Here is an 18,791-nt window from a genome sequence, read left to right as displayed (position 1 = left end):
ACTCTATAAGAAAGTGATATAATTCCTTAAATTATATTGGCATAGACTACAAGTCTGTGCTATCAGAGTCTCATTTAAAAACCACAACAAAAAAAAACTGTTGTGGTTTTTTTATGCTAATAAGATTATTTAAATGTATATTTTGGAATAAAAAATAGTTTACTATTATGCTTGCATTAATCCAAGAAAATCAACCAACCAACACTATTGTAAATGCTATAGACGCTTACTATAATAAATTACTTGTGGCATTACCACGCATTGCCTTAGCTATTTTAGTAATTGTGGCGGGTATTTTAATTGCTGGTGTTATTACAAATATTTATAAAAAACGCATTTTAAAAAAAGCGGAAGATCCTCTAATGGCTCGGTTTTTAGCTCAAGCTATAAAATTTGTTTTAATAGCTATAGCTATTATGATAGGGCTTCAAATTGCTGGGCTCGACGACATTGCTACAGGATTATTAACTGCTGTTGGTGGCGGTGCAATTATATTGGGGTTTGCTTTTCAGGATATTGGTAAAAACTTTTTAGCGGGAATTATTTTGGCATTTAGTCGTCCCTTTAACGTGAACGATACCATTATGATAGATGCTCATTTTGGGAAAGTTCGTGCTTTAAATTTTAGATATACTCATATTAAAACTAGCGATGGTCGTGATATCTTTATTCCTAATAGCGATGTGCTTACAAAGCCTGTGGAGAACTATACAGCAGATGGATTTTATAGAAACGATTTTGTAGTGGGAATTGGTTATGAAGATGATATTTCTAAAGTAAAAGCCATTATTTTCGACATTTTAAAAAACCATGAAGGTGTGGTTGAAGATGAAGACCATCAAAACTTTGTTATAGAAAATGAACTAAGTCCAAGTACCATTAACTTAAAAGTGTTTTTCTGGGTTAATACCTTAGATTATAGAGTGGCATCCAGAATTCTTCGTGGACAAGTCATTAAAAAAGTCATAGAAGCGCTTATTGAAGCTAAATTTATCTTACCAGGAAACATTACAGAAATTAAACTGTATGGCGGACAAGAAGACTTACCTTTAAAATTAAAAAAGGATCCGAGAGATAGAGAACTAGATTTGAAGGAGAGAAATAAAGAGTAAATTTTAATAAATAATGAAGAAATCAATAATCATAATAAGTTTACTATTAGTCTCTGTTTTAGTAACAGCACAAGATAAAATACGTAATAGTAATGAGTTGTATATTTATATAGAAAACACAAATTTCATTTCAGGTGTATTGTCATATAATGCTTATTTTTCTATTCCTAGTATCGATAAAAGATTTCAAGGAGATAATTATTATTTTAATATAGATTATAGAGGTCTTGATTATAAATCCCTTTTTAGTTTGGGAAATGTTATAGATATAAACACAATAGAATATGTAAACCCAATTACCGAATTCAAAAGCATGTCTAATTGTGAGCTTCATAATTTACTAAGTCTGTATAAAAGGATTTATATAATTACAGATATTCCAAAAAGTAAATTAATAAGTAATAAGGATTCATCAAAAAAACATATACTTTGGTATACCAACTATAATGGTACCCAAAAAGATGTAGTCCACACGAACATAACTGGTCAAAATTTTATAGACGAATGACTTATTAACCACAACAAAAAAACTGTTGTGGTTTTTTTATGCCAAATCTCTATTTAGGCGTATCTTTGCAAAAGCAAACAAAACGTGTGTATTTTGAGTACAAAAGCGGTTCAGGAAGTTCAGCCTTCAATAATTAAAGATTTTAAAGAAATCACTAAAATGCGTTTAGCATTAAGTGTGGTATTTTCTTCGGTTGCAGGCTATTTGTTAGGCGCAGAAACTATAGATTGGTCTATTGTACTTTTATTAAGTTTAGGCGGTTATTTTATGGTGGGCGCAAGTAATGCCTACAACCAGATTATAGAAAAGGATCTAGATGTTTTAATGAATCGTACTAAGAACCGTCCCATTCCTGCCGGACGTATGTCGGTTACCACTGCATTTATTATTGCTACAGTTTTTACTGTTTTAGGTTTAGTCATTCTTTACAACATTAATCAGCAAACCGCTTTATTTGGTGCTATTTCTATTTTTTTATATACCTGTGTGTACACACCATTAAAAACTAAAACACCTTTAGCGGTATTTGTAGGCGCTATTCCTGGAGCTATTCCATTTATGCTAGGTTGGGTTGCAGCTACAAACGATTTTGGTATAGAACCAGGTACTTTATTTGCTTTACAATTTTTCTGGCAGTTCCCACATTTCTGGGCTATTGGCTGGTTTTTATATGAAGATTACAAGCGTGGTGGATTTTTTATGCTGCCAACAGGAAAACAAGATAGAGGTACAGCTGTACAAACAATAATGTATACCATTTGGACCATTTTAATTTCTATAGTACCTGTTTTAGGGATTACGGGCGAATTAAAGCTGAGTATTGTTGCAGCCATTATTGTCTTTTTGTTAGGTCTGGTTATGCTTTATTACGCTTTACAGCTTTTCAAAAAAATGACAGAAAAAGCAGCCAAACAATTAATGCTGTCTAGTGTGTTTTACATTAGTTTAATACAAATTGTTTACGTTTTAGATAAATTTATAAGATAACCATGGATTTAACTCAGGGAACTTTAGAGGAAAAAACCAACCGTTCAAAAAAAATGATGCTTTACTTTGGTATAGCTTCATTAATCATGTCTTTTGCAGGTTGGACCAGTGCATTTATAGTGAGTAGCAGCAGGCCAGATTGGTTGGCAGATTTTAAAATGCCAACTGCTTTTATAGTTAGTGTTTTTGTTATTTTAGCTAGTAGTATCACGCTTTTTGTTGCAAAAAAAGCCTTAAAAGAAAATAATAGAAGCTTAACAACCATAATGTTGTTGGTTACTTTTGCCTTAGGAATCTATTTTATTATTAATCAGTTTAATGGTTTTGCTGAAATTATTGCAGCAGGTTATAATTTTACCGGACCAACCAGTAATGTAACAATGTCTTACATTTATTTAATTGCTGTTGTACATATAGCACACGTTGTGGTAGGTTTAATTTGTTTACTAGTTGTAATTTATAATCATTTTAAACAAAAGTATACAGCAGAACATAAATTAGGATTTGATTTAGCTAGTACATTTTGGCATTTTGTAGATATACTGTGGGTTTACTTGTTTTTATTCCTGTATTTTTTAGCCTAATTTAAATTTAAAAAACAAGCGTTAAAGTAATCCTAAATCTAAACAAATGCTAGGCTGTTTAAAAATTACAGTTTTGGGTTTCTTTAGAAAAGAAAATTGATTATTTTTGTGGCTAATAAAAGAATTTTTCGAACCAATTAACTATATATGAGTACTACAGTTATTACTGCTGAAGCAGAAGGAAAGACTTGGTCAGGTGGGAATGAGCCATTAAGAGCAAGTTACGGTAAAATGATGATGTGGTTTTTTATCCTTTCTGATGCTTTAACGTTTTCAGGCTTTCTTGCCGCTTACGGGTTTTCAAGATTTAAATTTATTGAAGAATGGCCAATAGCCGATGAGGTGTTTACACACGTACCGTTTTTTCACGGAAATTATCCGATGATTTACGTAGCGTTTATGACCTTCATTTTAATTATGTCTTCAGTAACTATGGTGCTAGCGGTAGATGCTGGACACCATTTAAAACAACAAAAAGTAGCGGTTTACATGTTTTTAACCATTATTGGAGGAGCTATTTTCGTAGGTTCGCAAGGTTGGGAATGGGCAACTTTTATTAAAGGAGATTATGGAGCTGTTCAAACAAAAGGTGGAAATATTTTACAGTTTGGAGAGTATGTAACAGTAGATGGCGAACAAAAATTTAAGCGTGTGGCTATTGCAGATTTTGTAACTGCGAGTGCTACAGAGCGTACAAAACATGAACGCAAAAATGGTTTGTGGTTTACAGATGAAGGAACCTTACCAGAGTATCAAATGAAAGATGTGGTTAAAGGTTTGGAAGCAAACTCTAACATTTTAGTAAGAAACCAAATTATTGATAAAGAAGGTAAAAAAACAGTATTAACTAGAGAAGCTTCTATCGAGGCCATTAAAAATAATGGTAAAAGAACTGTTCATGGAGCTAATCTTGAAATGAATGAATATGGTTCTCCGCTATTTGCCGATTTCTTTTTCTTTATTACAGGTTTCCACGGTTTTCACGTATTTTCAGGTGTTGTTATTAACATTATCATTTTCTTTAATGTTATTTTAGGAACTTACGAAAGACGTAAAAATTACGAAATGGTGGAAAAAGTAGGTCTTTACTGGCACTTTGTCGATTTAGTATGGGTATTCGTATTTACTTTCTTCTACTTAGTATAATTAAAAAATAGTATCGCATAAGCGAAGTTTAAAGCATATTTATCATGGCACACGAACATAAATTAGCAATCTTTAGAGGCTTAGTTAAATTTAAGTCTAATACTCAAAAAATTTGGGGTGTACTTATATTTTTATCTATTGTTACAGCTGTAGAAGTTGTTTTAGGTATTTATAAGCCAGAAGTTTTAGAAGCTCAAATTCTTGGAATGAAAGGCTTAAACTGGATTTTTATTATTCTTACATTAGTTAAAGCGTATTACATCACTTGGGATTTTATGCACATGAGAGATGAAGTTCCTGCTTTAAGACGTGCGGTTGTATGGACAGCAATTTTCTTAATCTGTTATCTTATCTTTATTCTTTTACAAGAAGGTGGTTATGTGTTTGATGTTTATAAAGATGGATTTATCAAAAGAGACTTTTAGTCAGCCTTAGGGTTTTAAAAATAGAGTTAAAAAGGTGGTTTATTTAAACCGCCTTTTTTATTTTTGCAATATGAAAAACAAAATGATTAAGCGTAATCTTGTTTTAGGAATTTTATTCTTCCTTCCAGTGATCTTTTTGTTATTTCTCTATCCTGCAAAACATAATTATACACCTTTAGATAATGTAAAATCTTCGGTATTAGATTTATCAAATTTGCCAAGCCTTCAAAATAAAGAAGTGGCATTTAAAGATAAAATTACGGTGCTAAGCTTTTTTGGTTCAAATCCTGAAAATCATATTACCGAGGCATCTAATTTAAAGGAGTTGGTTTACGATAATTTTACTGGATTTAAAGGTTTTCAAATGGTTAGTATTTTTCCTATTGAAGCTAAAGAAGAAGCAATGCGTCTTCAAAAAGAATTAACCAAATTCAAACCTTTAGAATATTGGGAGTTTGTATTTGCTTCAAAAGAAGACATTAATCGTTTATTTTCGAGCTTTAGGACTTCTAAATATTTAAATTCTGAGGGTTTTGTAAGCGAAGTTTATATCATAGACAAAGAATTACATCAGCGCGGACGTTTAGATGATCGCTCTAAGAAGGAAATTGAAAATAACGCAGCAATATATCCGTTAACATCTTATAATGCATCAGAAGTATCTGTATTAAAAAATAAGATGAGTGAAGATGTTCGTATTTTGTTTACAGAATACCGCCAAAAGCGAAAAGGTGAGTTCAATTCTGATACACGTCGTGCAGAAGATTTAAAATCAAATTAATTATGGCAAAAAAATCTAATTATTCATATATCGGTATTGCTTTTATAATCTTAGTATTTGGAGTTATTTTTATTCCTAAAATTGTAGACCGTATTCAGAATAAAGATATTGTAAGAGAAGATTCTAGAAGTAACGCTATAGCAAAAGATGCAGCTATAAAAACAAAAGATTCCAATCTTAATTTTTTAGTTATAAATGGTGAACGAAAAAAAGTTCCTGCCTTTAGTTTTATCAACCAAGACGGAAAGACTATTACCAATAAAGATTATTTAGGTAAAGTTTATGTGGTCGAATTCTTTTTTACAACCTGTCCAACCATTTGCCCAAGAATGAGTCGTAATTTGGTAAGTATTCAGGATGATTTAAAAGAATTTGAAAACTTTGGTATTGCCTCTTTTTCAATTATGCCAGAAACTGATACGCCAGAAGTATTACAAACCTATGCCGAAAATTTTGGTATTACTAATCCAGATTGGAATTTACTTACTGGTAAAGGCGAAGATGAAGTGTATCAATTAGCTAACGTAGGATTTAACATTTTTGTAGATACCGATAATTTTGAGCACTCTGGCGATTTTGCTTTAGTAGATAAAAATGGCTATTTACGCTCAAGAGATGATAATTTTGGTAACCCTAAAATTTTCTATAAAGGCGTTATTTCTGAACAAGAAAAAATGGATGAAGATGGTAATGAACAAGAAATTACCATGTTAAAAGAAGACATTAAAAAACTCCTAAACGAATAAATAACTGATGTCAGGTTAAGTGCAGTTAAAACCTAAAAAACACAAACATGCAGAACATAGAAAACGAAAAAAAATATAATAAATGGATAGTAGTCCTTTCTGTTATTATACCTCTTGCTGTAGCGGGTTTGTTTGGTATTAATCTTAGAAAATTAGGGTTTGATGTAGAGCCATTACGGTTTTTGCCACCAATTTATGCTACCATAAATGGATTAACCGCAGTAGTTTTAATAATTGCGGTAACTGCTATAAAAAATAATAAGAGAAAGCTTCATGAAAATTTAATGAAAACGGCTATAGCACTTTCAGTATCTTTCCTATTAATGTACATAGCTTATCATATGACCAGCGATTCTACTAAGTTTGGAGGAGAAGGCGCTATTAAATACATCTATTATTTTATTTTAATTACACATATTGTATTGTCTATAGCTGTTATTCCATTTGTTCTTATTACATATGTAAGAGCTATTACCAATAACTTTGAGCGTCATAAAAAAATAGCACGTATCACTTTTCCTTTATGGTTATATGTTGCCATAACTGGTGTAGTGGTTTATGTGATGATTTCTCCTTATTACGTATAATTAATTAAGATGGTCACTTCGGGTGAATTCGACGAAAGGAGAATTTGTGTCGAGAAGTTTTATTTATGAAAAACAAAATCCTAATTTTAGTCTTTACATTAATTTGCTTTCTACAAAGCAATGCACAGTGCGCTATGTGTAGAGCAGTGTTAGAGAATGAAGAAGGACAGGGCACTGCAGAAGCTATAAATGATGGAATTGTATATCTTATGGCTATACCTTACGTACTTTTTGCAGGCTTTGCTTATTTCCTTTACCGTAAGTATTCCAAAAAGTAAATTTCACTTTAACAAAACTTTAAGAATTCTTGTGTAACAATTAAAGTGATGCATAGTCTAATGGGTAATTAATAGGCAACTATTTAAAATTAAAACCACATTATTATGCTGGAAATAAGCAAATTACATAAATCCTATCCCATAGGAGATTCTAGTCTTCATGTATTAAAAGGTATTGATTTATCGGTTAAAAGTGGCGAAATGGTTGCCATTATGGGGTCTTCAGGTTCAGGTAAATCAACTTTACTAAACATTATAGGAATGCTCGATGAGGCTGATGAAGGAGATTATATTCTTGATAATGTACCCATCAAAAATTTGACAGAAAAGAAAGCTGCTATTTACAGAAATAAATTTTTAGGTTTTATTTTCCAGTCCTTCAATTTAATAAACTATAAGAATGCGGTCGAAAATGTAGCACTACCTTTATACTACCAAGGTTTAAAACGTAGTGAACGTATTGAAAAAGCCATGTTTCATTTAGGGAAAGTTGGTTTAGCCGATTGGGCGAAACATTTACCAAATGAATTATCTGGTGGTCAAAAACAACGTGTTGCTATAGCTAGAGCATTAGCCGCAAATCCAAAATTATTATTGGCAGATGAGCCAACAGGAGCTTTAGATACCAAGACATCTCATGAAATTATGGAGTTTCTTCAGCAGTTAAATGATGAAGGTAAAACCATATTAATTGTAACACACGAGGAGGATATTGCCGATATGTGTAAGCGTATTGTTCGTCTTAAAGATGGTGTTATTATGGAAGATAAATTTGTAACCCAAGTAAGAGCCTCGCAGTATGTTTGATATAGATGTTTGGCGCGAAATTTTTCAAAGTGTAAATAAAAACAGAACACGTAGTTTGCTGTCTGGTTTTACGGTAGCATTTGCCATACTTTTATTTGTGCTGCTTTTTGGTATTGCCAAAGGATTAGAAAATACCTTTGCAGAAGCATTTGCAGACGATGCAACAAATTCTATATTTATTAGAACAGGTGAGACCTCTACGGCTTATAAGGGTTTGCAGGCAGGAAGAAAAATTCAGCTAAAAAACGAAGATCAAGATTATATTGTAGATGAGTATGGTAATAAAGTAGAGTATATAACCTCTAGAATTTATAAGAGTGTCAATGCGTCTTTTCAAAACGAACAAAATAATTATCAATTAAGAGCAGTAAATCCAGATCACCAGTACTTAGAGCGCACAAAAGTTATTCATGGTCGCTACATTAACGAAGCCGATATTCAAAACGAAACTAAGGTGGTTGTAATTGGTAGATTGGTAGATGAAGACTTATTCTTAAAAACCACTCCAATAGGTAAGTATATCAATTTAAATGGCATACAATACAAAGTGGTTGGCGTGTTTGAAGATGATGGAGGCGATAATGAAGAGCGAATGATTTACATGCCGCTTTCTACTGCACAACGTATCTATGGAAATAACGATTATGTAGATCAGATTAATTTAAGTTATAATCCGGAATTAGATTTCGATTCGGCATTGGATTTTTCATTAGACTTAGAAGAAAACCTAAAAAAGAAGTTTTTAATTTCTCCAGTAGATCAAAGAGCCATTCGTGTTAGAAACCTGGCAACAGAAGCTCAACAGGTCAACCAGATGACAACAGGTTTAGGGATTATTATTATTGTTATTGGTTTCGGTACACTTATAGCGGGTATTGTTGGTATAAGTAACATTATGATATTTATAGTAAAAGAACGAACTAAGGAAATTGGAGTGCGTAAAGCTCTTGGGGCTGCACCAAAATCTATAGTGTCTTTAATTTTACTTGAAGCTATATTAATAACTACAATTGCAGGTTACATAGGACTTCTAGTTGGTATGGGTGTTTTAGAACTCATAGGCCCATCTTTAGAAACCTATTTTATAAAAGATCCTGCAGTAAGTACAAATTTGGTTATTTCAGCAACTATTACACTAATTATTGCTGGTGGTATTGCGGGATACATTCCTGCTAAAAATGCCTCAAGAATTAAGCCTATTGTGGCATTAAGAGATGATTAATTATGTGGCAATTAGTAAAAAACAAAATATTAAAATTTAACTATTTAAAGTCGATACAATTCGCCTTTTATAACCTAATAAAAATTAACAAATGAAATTTTTATTTGAAAGAGATACATGGCAAGAGGTTTTCGATAGTTTAAGTAAAAACAAACTTAGATCAGCATTAACTATGGTTGGTGTTTGGTGGGGTATTTTATTGCTTATAGGATTATTAGGCGCGGCAAGAGGTCTAGAAAATTCTTTTAATCGCTTATTTGGAGATTTTGCCACAAATAGTGTTTTTGTTTGGTCACAAGCAACCAGTAAACCTTTTAAAGGGTTTCAGGAAGGGCGTATGGTAAGTTTAACTCTTACAGATACAGAAAAGCTTAAGGATAATGTTGAAGGGATTGAATTTGTTGTGCCTAGAAATCAAAACTCTAGTTTAGTCGTAAGAAATTTTTTGTCTGGTAATTTTTCTATAAATGGCGATTATCCACTACTGGATAAAGTCCAAAAGAAAAAATTGGTGCATGGTCGTTTTTTAAACCAAAACGATATTGATAATAATAAAAAAGTAGCCGTTATTTCTGAAGATATTTACAAACAATTATTTCAGAAAGACGCGGAAATGATTGGAGAACTTATAAAAATAAATGGTATCAACTTTACGGTAATTGGCATGTTTGCTAATGGTAATGCTAACATGGGGCCGACAAGTGATATTCATATTCCATTTACAACTTTTCAGCAAATTTATAATCAGGGAGAAAATATTGGTTGGATGATGTTAACAGGAAAACCTGACGCAGACATTAGACAAATTGAGGAAGATGCAAAATTACTTCTTAGGAATTTACACGATATCCACCCAGAAGACAAACGAGCTTTTGGAAGTTTTAATTTAGGAAACGAATTTAAAAAGATTACAGGTTTTTTAACAGGTATGCAGTTTTTAACCTGGTTTGTAGGAATTGCAACCTTAATTGCAGGTGTATTTGCTATTGGAAATATTTTATTAATAACCGTAAAAGAACGTACCAAAGAAATTGGAGTACGTAGAGCATTAGGAGCAACACCTTTTGAAATTAAAAGACAAATTGTTGTTGAAGCTGTTTTTATAACCATAATCGCTGGCTTACTTGGCATTATAAGTGGTGGGTGGATTTTAATTGCTATAGATGCCGCATTTGGTCAAGGAGCTGAAGCTGTTATGGTTAACGCATCAGTTTCAATTGCGGTAGTATTTATTGCACTAATTATTTTAGTGGTTTTAGGAACATTAATTGGGTTAATCCCAGCATTTATTGCAACTAAGATAAAACCAATAGAAGCATTACGAGAAGAATAATAGTTTATAAATAAAAAACAACCAAATATATAATAATGAAAAAAGTACTAAAAATTAGTTTATTCATTGGGTTAGGTGCAGCACTTATTGCAGTGTTGGTTTACTTTAAAAAGGCGAATTCTACTTCGGTCGAAGAATTTAAGACCTCTAAACCTTTTTATACCTCAATTAACACAAAAACTGTAGCTACAGGAAAATTAAATCCGGAGGAAGAAGTTGAGCTTAAACCTCAAATAGCAGGTATTATCGATAAAATCATGGTCGAAGAAGGCGATTTAGTTCAAAAAGGAGATTTAATTGCAACTATTCGTGTTGTGCCTAATGAGCAAAGTTTGGTAGGTGCAAATAGTCAAATCAATTCGGCTAAATTATCTTACGACAATGCTAAAACCTTATATGATCGTAATAAGATCTTATTCGAAAAAGGGGTTATTTCAAAACAAGACTTTGAGAACAGTCAGCTGTCTTTAAATCAAGCTAATGAGACCTATCGTCAAGCACAAAATAATTATCAGATTATTAAGAAAGGGTCACTTTCTGGAGGTGGGTCTGCCAACACTAGTATTACCGCTCAAATTTCAGGAACTGTTTTAGAAATTCCTGTGCGTGAAGGAGACCAGGTTATTGAAAGTAATAGCTTTAATGCAGGAACCACAGTTGCCACTATTGCAGATATGAGTAAAATGATTTTTGAAGGTAAGGTGGATGAAGCTGAAGTTGGTAAAATTAGCGAAGGTAAAGACATAAAAGTCGTTTTAGGAGCTATTAATGATAAAGATTTTCCTGCAAAATTAACGTTTGTTGCCCCAAAAGGTGTTGAAGAAAACGGTGCAGTTCAATTTACTATTAAAGCCGATGTAACTGTAGAGCCTTCAACAAAAATTAGAGCTGGTTATAGCGCAAATGCTGAAATTGGTCTAGATGCTAAAGAAAAAGTATTAGTTATTAAAGAATCTTTACTTCAATTTGACCGTTTTACAGAAAAGCCATTTGTAGAAGTAAAAACAGGAGAAGGCACTTTTGAAAAAAGAGATGTTACCACAGGTTTATCGGATGGTATAAACGTAGAGATTACAGAAGGCGTAAAAGAAAATGACGAAATTAAAGTTTGGAATAAAGCTTCAAAAGATGATAATGATGATGAAAATAAATAAACTAAATGTTTTTTTAATTCTGTGTTTGTTGGCTATAACATCAATAAATGCACAGGAAAAAACATGGACATTACAGGAAGCAGTAGATTACGCACTTCAAAATAACATCACTGTAAAGCAAAATAAAAATGCAATATTATCTGGAGAACAAGATATTATTGCTGCTAAAGGACAATTTTTGCCAACTGTTGCAGCAAGCTCAAATTATAATCTAAGTATAGGAACCGAGCAACTATTCCCTGGTCAATTTGTGGATAGAACATCCAATACAATTAGTGTTGGTATAGGCGCTAGTCAAAATATTTTTAACGGTTTTAGAACTTTAAATTTATATAAACAGTCTAAATTAAATAATGAAATTAATCAATTGGAGTTGGCTAGAATTCAAGATGATATTTCATTAAATGTGGTAAACAGTTACTTAAATATTTTATTTGCTAAAGAAAATCTAGAAGCAGCAAAAAAACAATTAGAGTTTTCTAATACACAGTTAAATCAAGTAAAACAACTGGTTGATGCGGGTGCACAACCTAGAGCAAATTTATTAGATTCAGAAGCAAATGTATTTCAGGAGGAACAAAATGTAACTGTAGCTCAAAATAATTATGATTTGGCATTGCTTTCTATGGCACAATTGTTACAGCTTCCTTTAGAAGGTTTTGCAGTAGAGTTTATTGATGTTGAAGATCCTAATTCCAACTTATTATATGATAATGTACAGCCTATATTAGATTATGCTTATCAGAATAGAAATGAAGTGAAGCTGGCAGAAAAACGTATTGAAAATGCACAGCTTTCTACAGAAATTTCAAAGTCAGGTTTTTACCCTTCTTTATCGGGACGTTATAATTATGGCTCTAATGCCTTCTATACTAATTTAACAGATATTGAAGATCCTTTTTTGACGCAGATTAGTGATAATAAAGGACATAGTTTTGGTTTAAGTTTAAATATTCCAATTTTTTCTCAGAACCAGAATAAAACAAATGTTGCAAAGTCTAAAATCCAAGAAGAAAATGCAAAATTAAATCTAGAACAAACTAAGTTAAATTTAGAGTCTAATATACAACGTGCTTTTACGGATGCAAAAGCAGCATACAAGAGTTACGAAGCATCAAAAAAATCTTTAAAAGCTCAAGAGTTAGCTTTGCAAAATGCACAAGATAGATATAGCTTGGGAGCATTAAATGCATTCGATTTAGAACAAATTCGTTTACGTTTTGTTAATGCTGAAATTACTTTAATTAATGCAAAATATGATTTTGTATTTAAAACAAAAGTGTTAGATTTCTACCTTGGTAAATCAATAACTAATTAAGTTTTGGCATATATATTAAGCATAGAAACCGCAACAACAAATTGCTCTGTCTCACTTTCTAAAAATGGTGAGACTTTGCATTTAAAAGAAGATTACGGTAATGGTTTTTCTCATGCAGAAAAGTTGCATATCTATATCGATGAAGTTTTGGAGGCAGCTGGTCTTAAAACTAAAGATTTACAAGCGATTGCAATTAGTAAAGGTCCAGGATCTTACACGGGATTACGTATTGGGGTTTCTGCTGCAAAAGGTCTATGTTTTGCATTAAATATTCCTTTAATTTCTGTGTCAACATTAAAAGCTTTAGCCTGTCAGGTTAATAGGGATAATGGATATGTTATTCCTGTTTTAGATGCAAGACGCATGGAGGTTTATAGTGCAGTATATTCTACAGTTTATAACGAGTTGAGTCCGGTAGAAGCTAAGGTTTTAGATGAATTTTCTTATGCGGAATTTTTAGACAAGGATGAAGTATTTTTTATTGGCTCTGGTGTTGAAAAAATGAAGGGCTTAATAAATCATAAAAATGCGCACTTTATTGAAAATAAATTACCATCCGCTGAAAGCATGAGTGCTTTAGCTTTTGATAAATATCAAAAAAGCAACACCGAAGATGTTGCTTATTTTGAACCTTATTATTTAAAAGATTTTGTGGCAATCAAACCAAAATCTAAATTATAATTTATTCTTGTTTTTGAATTTCTACTTGATGAGGATATGGTATTTCTATACCAGCAGCATCTAAAGCTTCTTTGGTTTGTTCTATCACATCAAAATTTACAGCCCAGTAGTCTTCTTTATGTACCCAAACTCTCACAAAAAAGTTAAGAGAACTATCAGCAAGTTCTTTTAAGTGAATGGCAGGTGCTGGATCTTGTAATATTTTTTCATGAGCATTAACCACGCTAAATAACACATCTTTTGTTTCTTTTATGCCAGAGTCGTAACCCACGCCAAAAACAAAATCTACACGTCTTAGAGGTTCTGTCGAGTAATTTGTGATGTTTCCGTTAGATAAACTACCATTAGGAATAATAATTTCTTTATTATCTGGAGTCGTTAATTTAGTAGTAAAAATTTCTATTTCCTTAACGGTGCCACTTTCTCCTTGAGCTTCAATAAAATCGCCCACCTTGATAGGTTTAAATATCATCAATAAAACACCTCCGGCAAAATTACCTAAACTACCCTGAAGCGCTAAACCAATAGCTAGACCTGCAGCAGCCAATACTGCAGCAAACGAAGTAGTTTCGATACCTAAAGTTCCTAAAATAACTAAAATTAAAACAATTTTAAATATCCAACCTATTAGATTTAATAGAAACTTTTTAAGACTCACCTCGTAAGCTCTCTTATCCATTAATTTTGTAATAGCTTTTAGAGCTTTTTTAACTAGCCAAGAGCCAATGATCCATATAAAAATAGCAGCAATTAGCTTTGGTCCAAAATTAACAATTACTTCATACGCCTTGTCTATTAAAATCTGTATATCCATTATGTGTGTTTTTTTTGCAAAATTAGAGACTGTAAAAGGGAATACTGTTAAATAAAAGTTAGGATTTGTGTTGTTTTAGGTAAAAAACTATTATATAATGACTATAGCGTTGGGTTTTAATCTTTTTTTTTAATACTTTAAACGAGTTAGTGGTCTATTTATTAGACTAATAATACTATAATTCTTAATATTGTATTAGTTGAAAAAATGTTTATCCAAGTTGCTATATGAAACAATCACTACTTTTTATTCTTTTTACATTAATTTTCTCTTTAGCACCCGCTCAAGATATTGCCATGCAAAATGGAATTTTTAATCAATGCTCCGGGGTGTTTTCAGACTCTGGAGGCGTTGGTACAGGAGCTGGATTTAATTACGGCAATAATGAAGATTTTACAGTTACCATTTGTCCAGATACAGCTGGGACGTTTGTGGCCTTAGATTTTACGGCGTTTAGCACACAAGCAACTGTAGATGTTTTGACTATTTATGATGGGGATGATAATACGGCTCCAGTTTTAGGAACTTATTCTGGTGGGCCTGCAAATTCTCCAGGATTTATATTTGCGTCGCCAACAAGTGCCACAGGTTGTTTAACCATTAGTTTTGTTTCTAATGCGACCGGAGTTACTACTGGTTGGGCTGCAGACATTTCATGTCTACAATCTTGTCAAGTTATAGATGCAACAATAGACAGTACCAATCCCGTAGCAAACGGAACAGGTGTAATAGAAATTCCTATAGGGACGAATGTCCAGTTTAATGGTAGTGCTACTTTTTCTGACGACCCTTCTACAGCTGTATATCAATGGGATTTTGGTGAAGGTGCTCCTGCAAATACTGCAAGTGCAAATCATACTTATAACACTACGGGAACATATACGGTTACTTTTACCGCTTCAGATACAAACCCAACTGGTTGTTCAGATACTGAAACTATTACGGTTAGGGTTTTAGAAAATATTATTCTAATTAATGACGCCTTAGATCCAGAGTCAACTTATAATATAGACCAATTAGTAGAGGATGTTTTAGTTTCAGGTGGTTGTTCAGCTGTAAGTAATTTTACTTTTAACGTTGCTGGCGCACCAGCAGATAGAACGACTAAAAGTTATGGGTATTTTAAAAGAGGTGGAGCAGCAGGTTTCCCTTTTGCTGAAGGGATTATGCTATCATCTGGTAGAGCTTTTCCAGGAGGAAATACTATTAATGGAGCTTTAGTGAGCACTAATAATGGTATTGGTGGAGATGCCGATTTGGAAGCTGCTTTAGGACAAACTAATACCAATGATGCAACATTTGTAAAATTTGAATTTGTACCTACTCAAGACAATATTAGTTTTAACTATGTGATGGTATCAGAAGAGTATGATGGTAACTTTGAATGTACATTTGCTGATAGTTTTGCCTTCTTATTAAGGCCAGTAGGAACAGTACCTTATCAAAACCTAGCTGTCTTGCCAAATGGTACTCCTGTAAGCGTTACGAGTATAAATAATGCTCCAGGTTGTGCTTCAAACCCTGGTCTTTTTGCAGGGTATGATGTTCCGGGTACTAATTATGGTGGTCAAACAGTGGTTTTAACAGCTACTGCTAATGTTGTAGCTGGTCAAGCTTATGAAATTAAATTAGTAATGGCAGATCAAGGAGACTCAATTTATGATTCTGCCGTATTCTTAGAAGCAGGTAGTTTTAGTTTAGGTGGAGATCTTGGAGATGATGTAACTATCGCATCAGGAACAGCACAATGTCAAGGAACAACGGTTGTTTTAGATACGGGTGTTGATTCAACAGTTATTCACCAATGGAGTGATGGCAATGGTGTTATTGCAGGAGAAACAGGACCAACTTTAGATGTAACTGTTGCTGGAACTTACAGTGTAGAAGTTCAATTTGCACCTGGATGTGTATCTAATGATTCTGTAGTTGTTGAATTTATTGATGGAGCAGTAATTGATAATTTATTAGACTTAACGGAATGTGATAATGGTGTTGATGCAGTGGAGTTTGACTTGACAGTAAATACATCAGAAGCACTAGGTACTCAGGATCCTACATTTTATCAAGTGTCTTATTATAATTCACTTGCAGACGCAGATGTACCGCAAAACCCAATTACTAATTTAACTAATTATCCTGGTACGAATGGTGAAATTATTTATGTTAGAGCAGATGACACTTCTTCTGGTGCTTGTTATTCAACGAGTTCATTTATATTAACAATCACTTCACCAGATATTAATCCAGTACCAGATCTAACAGAATGTGATGTTTTGCCAAATGATGGTTTTGCTATGTTTGACTTAGAAGTTCAAACTCCAACTATTTTGGGAGCGCAACCTGCGGCAGATTTTACCGTAACTTATTATGCTTCTTTGGCGGAAGCAAATGCCGGAACTCCAAACATTGTTTCGCCTTATCAAAATATAGGTTCTCCACAGCCAATTTATGTTAGAATACAATCTAATACGGACCCTTTATGTTACACTGTATCTCAAACACCCGTTTTTGATTTGATTGTTACTCCACAGCAAGACTCAAGTTTCACTATGACACCAACTTGCGATGGAGCCACTGCAGTAATCACAGGCGATGCGGGCGGTGTATTTGCATTTAATCCGGTACCAACAGATGGAGCAGTTATAGATGCAGCTACGGGAACAGTAACAGGAGGAACACAGAGTACAACATATACTGTAGAGTATACGACTTCAGGGCCATGCCCAAGTACAAGTACCGAAAGTTTCACAGTTTTAAGTTCAAACGATACGACATTTACCTTAGCACCAACCTGCGACGGAGCGACAGCGACGGTAACAGGTGATGCAGGTGGAACTTTTACCTTTAACCCAGTTCCAACGGACGGAGCAGTCATAGATGCAACTACAGGAACTATTACCAATGGAACACAAGGCAGTACTTATACGGTAGAGTATAGCTTTACATTACCATGCCCAGTGAGCAGCACTCAGTCTGTAACGGTATTCCCGTTAGAAGATGCCAGCTTCACTACCACACCAACTTGTGATGGCGCTACGGTAACGGTAACAGGCGATGCAGGCGGTGTATTTGCTTTTAATCCAGACCCAATGGACGGATCGGTAATAGATCCAGTCACAGGAACGGTAACAGGTGGACCACCATCAGCTACTTACACGATAGAATATACAACTACAGGACCATGTCCAGTTCAGAATACAGAAAATGTAACAGTATTTGCAGAAGAAACATCAGCATTTACAGTAACAGCAACTTGCGATGGAGGAACAGCAACAGTAACAGGCGATGCGGGAGGAAGCTTTGCTTTTAACCCAGCACCAACGGATGGAGCAGTAATAGATGTAGCAACGGGAACCGTTACTATGGGAACACCAGGAGCAGTATATACAATAGAATACACTACAGGCGGCCCATGTCCAGACGTATCAACGGTAAATTTAGCTGTATTAAACCAAGATAATTCAAGCTTTACTTTATCACCAACTTGTGATGGGGCTACAGCAACCATAACAGGACAAGCTGGAGGTACTTTTGCATTTAATCCAGTGCCAACCGATGGAGCGATGATTAACACGACAACAGGAACCATAACTAATGCGCCTTTTGATGCCACTTATACGGTAGAGTATACCACAAATGGACCATGTCCAACTACCACAACTCAGAGTGTTACAGTATTCTCTCAACCAACCATAGTTCCACCAACACCATTGGAGGTCTGTGATGATAATGTGCCAGATGGCTTTACAGCAATTGACTTAACCTTAAAGAATAATGAGGTAACAGGAAATAATCCTGCGTATACGGTAAGCTACCACTTACTACAAACTCAGGCAGAGAATGATACAGACGCCTTACCAAACACCTACACCAACATTTCTAATCCACAAATTATATATGTTCGAGTAGAAGATAGTAGTACGGGATGTGCAGATACGGCACCATTAGAATTACGCGTGGTTCAGGCACCAGCAGCTAATACGCCAATGCCATTAGAATACTGTGATCCAGATGCAGATGGCTTTGGAACATTCGATTTAGACTCAACCATTCCAGAAATCACAGGAAATGCAGCAGGTTTAACGGTAACATTCCATGAAACACAAACCAATGCAGAAAATGGGGTTGTTGAGCTGTCAAGTCCTTACGATAATATCATGATTAATACCCAAACGATTTATGTAAGAATAGAGAGTGCAACGGTAGCAACAGACTGTGCAAGTTTTGTACAACTCCAACTAATTGTTTACCCAACGCCACAGATATTAGACACGCCAACGACTATAGAGATTTGTGATAATGCAACCG

18 protein-coding genes are annotated in these 18,791 nt (G+C 33.8%); 17 read left to right on the top strand and 1 reads right to left on the bottom strand.

The window, feature by feature from the left end:
- Positions 1-167 precede the first annotated feature (167 nt).
- The 16 genes from C7H52_RS01330 to tsaB all read left to right on the top strand — a co-directional run bounded on the left by C7H52_RS01330 (position 168) and on the right by tsaB (position 13,669).
- Positions 168-1,112 carry a mechanosensitive ion channel family protein gene (locus C7H52_RS01330; protein ID WP_106462084.1) on the top strand — a complete coding sequence of 315 codons (945 nt, stop codon included), beginning with the start codon at positions 168-170 and terminating at the stop codon, positions 1,110-1,112.
- Positions 1,113-1,125: 13 nt separating this feature from the next.
- Positions 1,126-1,620, top strand: a complete 495-nt coding sequence (locus C7H52_RS01325; protein ID WP_106462083.1) for a hypothetical protein — start codon at positions 1,126-1,128, stop codon at positions 1,618-1,620.
- Positions 1,621-1,713: 93 nt separating this feature from the next.
- Positions 1,714-2,607: a heme o synthase gene (gene cyoE / locus C7H52_RS01320; protein ID WP_106462082.1), complete on the top strand. Its 894-nt coding sequence runs from the start codon at positions 1,714-1,716 to the stop codon at positions 2,605-2,607.
- A 2-nt stretch (positions 2,608-2,609) separates the two neighbouring features.
- Positions 2,610-3,191, top strand: a complete 582-nt coding sequence (locus tag C7H52_RS01315; RefSeq protein ID WP_106462081.1) for a cytochrome c oxidase subunit 3 — start codon at positions 2,610-2,612, stop codon at positions 3,189-3,191.
- Between the two features lie 147 nt (positions 3,192-3,338).
- On the top strand, positions 3,339-4,337 hold the full coding sequence (locus tag C7H52_RS01310) for a cytochrome c oxidase subunit 3 (protein ID WP_106462080.1): 999 nt from the start codon (positions 3,339-3,341) through the stop codon (positions 4,335-4,337).
- A 44-nt stretch (positions 4,338-4,381) separates the two neighbouring features.
- The gene (locus tag C7H52_RS01305) at positions 4,382-4,762 is read left to right on the top strand and encodes a cytochrome C oxidase subunit IV family protein (RefSeq protein ID WP_106462079.1); all 381 of its coding nucleotides are present in this window, start codon (positions 4,382-4,384) and stop codon (positions 4,760-4,762) included.
- 82 nt (positions 4,763-4,844) lie between these two features.
- The gene (locus C7H52_RS01300) at positions 4,845-5,543 is read left to right on the top strand and encodes a hypothetical protein (RefSeq protein WP_245918518.1); all 699 of its coding nucleotides are present in this window, start codon (positions 4,845-4,847) and stop codon (positions 5,541-5,543) included.
- A 2-nt stretch (positions 5,544-5,545) separates the two neighbouring features.
- On the top strand, positions 5,546-6,289 hold the full coding sequence (locus C7H52_RS01295) for an SCO family protein (protein WP_106462077.1): 744 nt from the start codon (positions 5,546-5,548) through the stop codon (positions 6,287-6,289).
- Between the two features lie 47 nt (positions 6,290-6,336).
- The gene (locus C7H52_RS01290; protein ID WP_106462076.1) at positions 6,337-6,876 is read left to right on the top strand and encodes a DUF420 domain-containing protein; all 540 of its coding nucleotides are present in this window, start codon (positions 6,337-6,339) and stop codon (positions 6,874-6,876) included.
- 65 nt (positions 6,877-6,941) lie between these two features.
- Positions 6,942-7,154, top strand: coding sequence for a hypothetical protein (locus C7H52_RS01285; RefSeq protein ID WP_106462075.1), 213 nt, complete (start codon positions 6,942-6,944; stop codon positions 7,152-7,154).
- 105 nt (positions 7,155-7,259) lie between these two features.
- Entirely contained in the window at positions 7,260-7,961 is a 702-nt protein-coding gene (locus C7H52_RS01280; RefSeq protein ID WP_106462074.1) for an ABC transporter ATP-binding protein, read from the top strand.
- Entirely contained in the window at positions 7,954-9,183 is a 1,230-nt protein-coding gene (locus tag C7H52_RS01275; protein ID WP_106462073.1) for an ABC transporter permease, read from the top strand. The genes C7H52_RS01280 and C7H52_RS01275 overlap by 8 nt, the downstream gene beginning before the upstream one ends.
- A gap of 91 nt (positions 9,184-9,274) precedes the next feature.
- The gene (locus C7H52_RS01270; RefSeq protein WP_106462072.1) at positions 9,275-10,516 is read left to right on the top strand and encodes an ABC transporter permease; all 1,242 of its coding nucleotides are present in this window, start codon (positions 9,275-9,277) and stop codon (positions 10,514-10,516) included.
- 35 nt (positions 10,517-10,551) lie between these two features.
- The gene (locus tag C7H52_RS01265; RefSeq protein WP_106462071.1) at positions 10,552-11,670 is read left to right on the top strand and encodes an efflux RND transporter periplasmic adaptor subunit; all 1,119 of its coding nucleotides are present in this window, start codon (positions 10,552-10,554) and stop codon (positions 11,668-11,670) included.
- Positions 11,609-12,988, top strand: coding sequence for a TolC family protein (locus C7H52_RS01260; protein ID WP_106462070.1), 1,380 nt, complete (start codon positions 11,609-11,611; stop codon positions 12,986-12,988). The genes C7H52_RS01265 and C7H52_RS01260 overlap by 62 nt, the downstream gene beginning before the upstream one ends.
- Positions 12,989-12,991: 3 nt before the next feature.
- Positions 12,992-13,669: a tRNA (adenosine(37)-N6)-threonylcarbamoyltransferase complex dimerization subunit type 1 TsaB gene (tsaB, locus tag C7H52_RS01255; RefSeq protein ID WP_106462069.1), complete on the top strand. Its 678-nt coding sequence runs from the start codon at positions 12,992-12,994 to the stop codon at positions 13,667-13,669.
- A 1-nt stretch (position 13,670) separates the two neighbouring features.
- Here the strand turns inward: tsaB and C7H52_RS01250 are convergent, their stop codons facing one another.
- Positions 13,671-14,483 (bottom strand): mechanosensitive ion channel family protein, encoded by an 813-nt coding sequence (locus C7H52_RS01250; RefSeq protein WP_106462068.1) that lies wholly within the window; start codon positions 14,481-14,483, stop codon positions 13,671-13,673.
- A gap of 227 nt (positions 14,484-14,710) precedes the next feature.
- On the opposite strand from C7H52_RS01250, the gene C7H52_RS01245 reads away from it, so the two are divergent.
- Positions 14,711-18,791, top strand: a 4,081-nt coding sequence (locus C7H52_RS01245) for a choice-of-anchor L domain-containing protein (protein WP_146129995.1), incomplete at its 3' end; no start/stop codon positions are given.

It is taken from the genome of Aurantibacter aestuarii (genome assembly GCF_003008425.1).
In the GTDB taxonomy this organism is placed as follows: Bacteria; Bacteroidota; Bacteroidia; order Flavobacteriales; family Flavobacteriaceae; genus Aurantibacter; species Aurantibacter aestuarii.
Note: the sequence above shows the minus strand (reverse complement) of the source record. Positions and strands in the feature narration are given on the sequence as shown.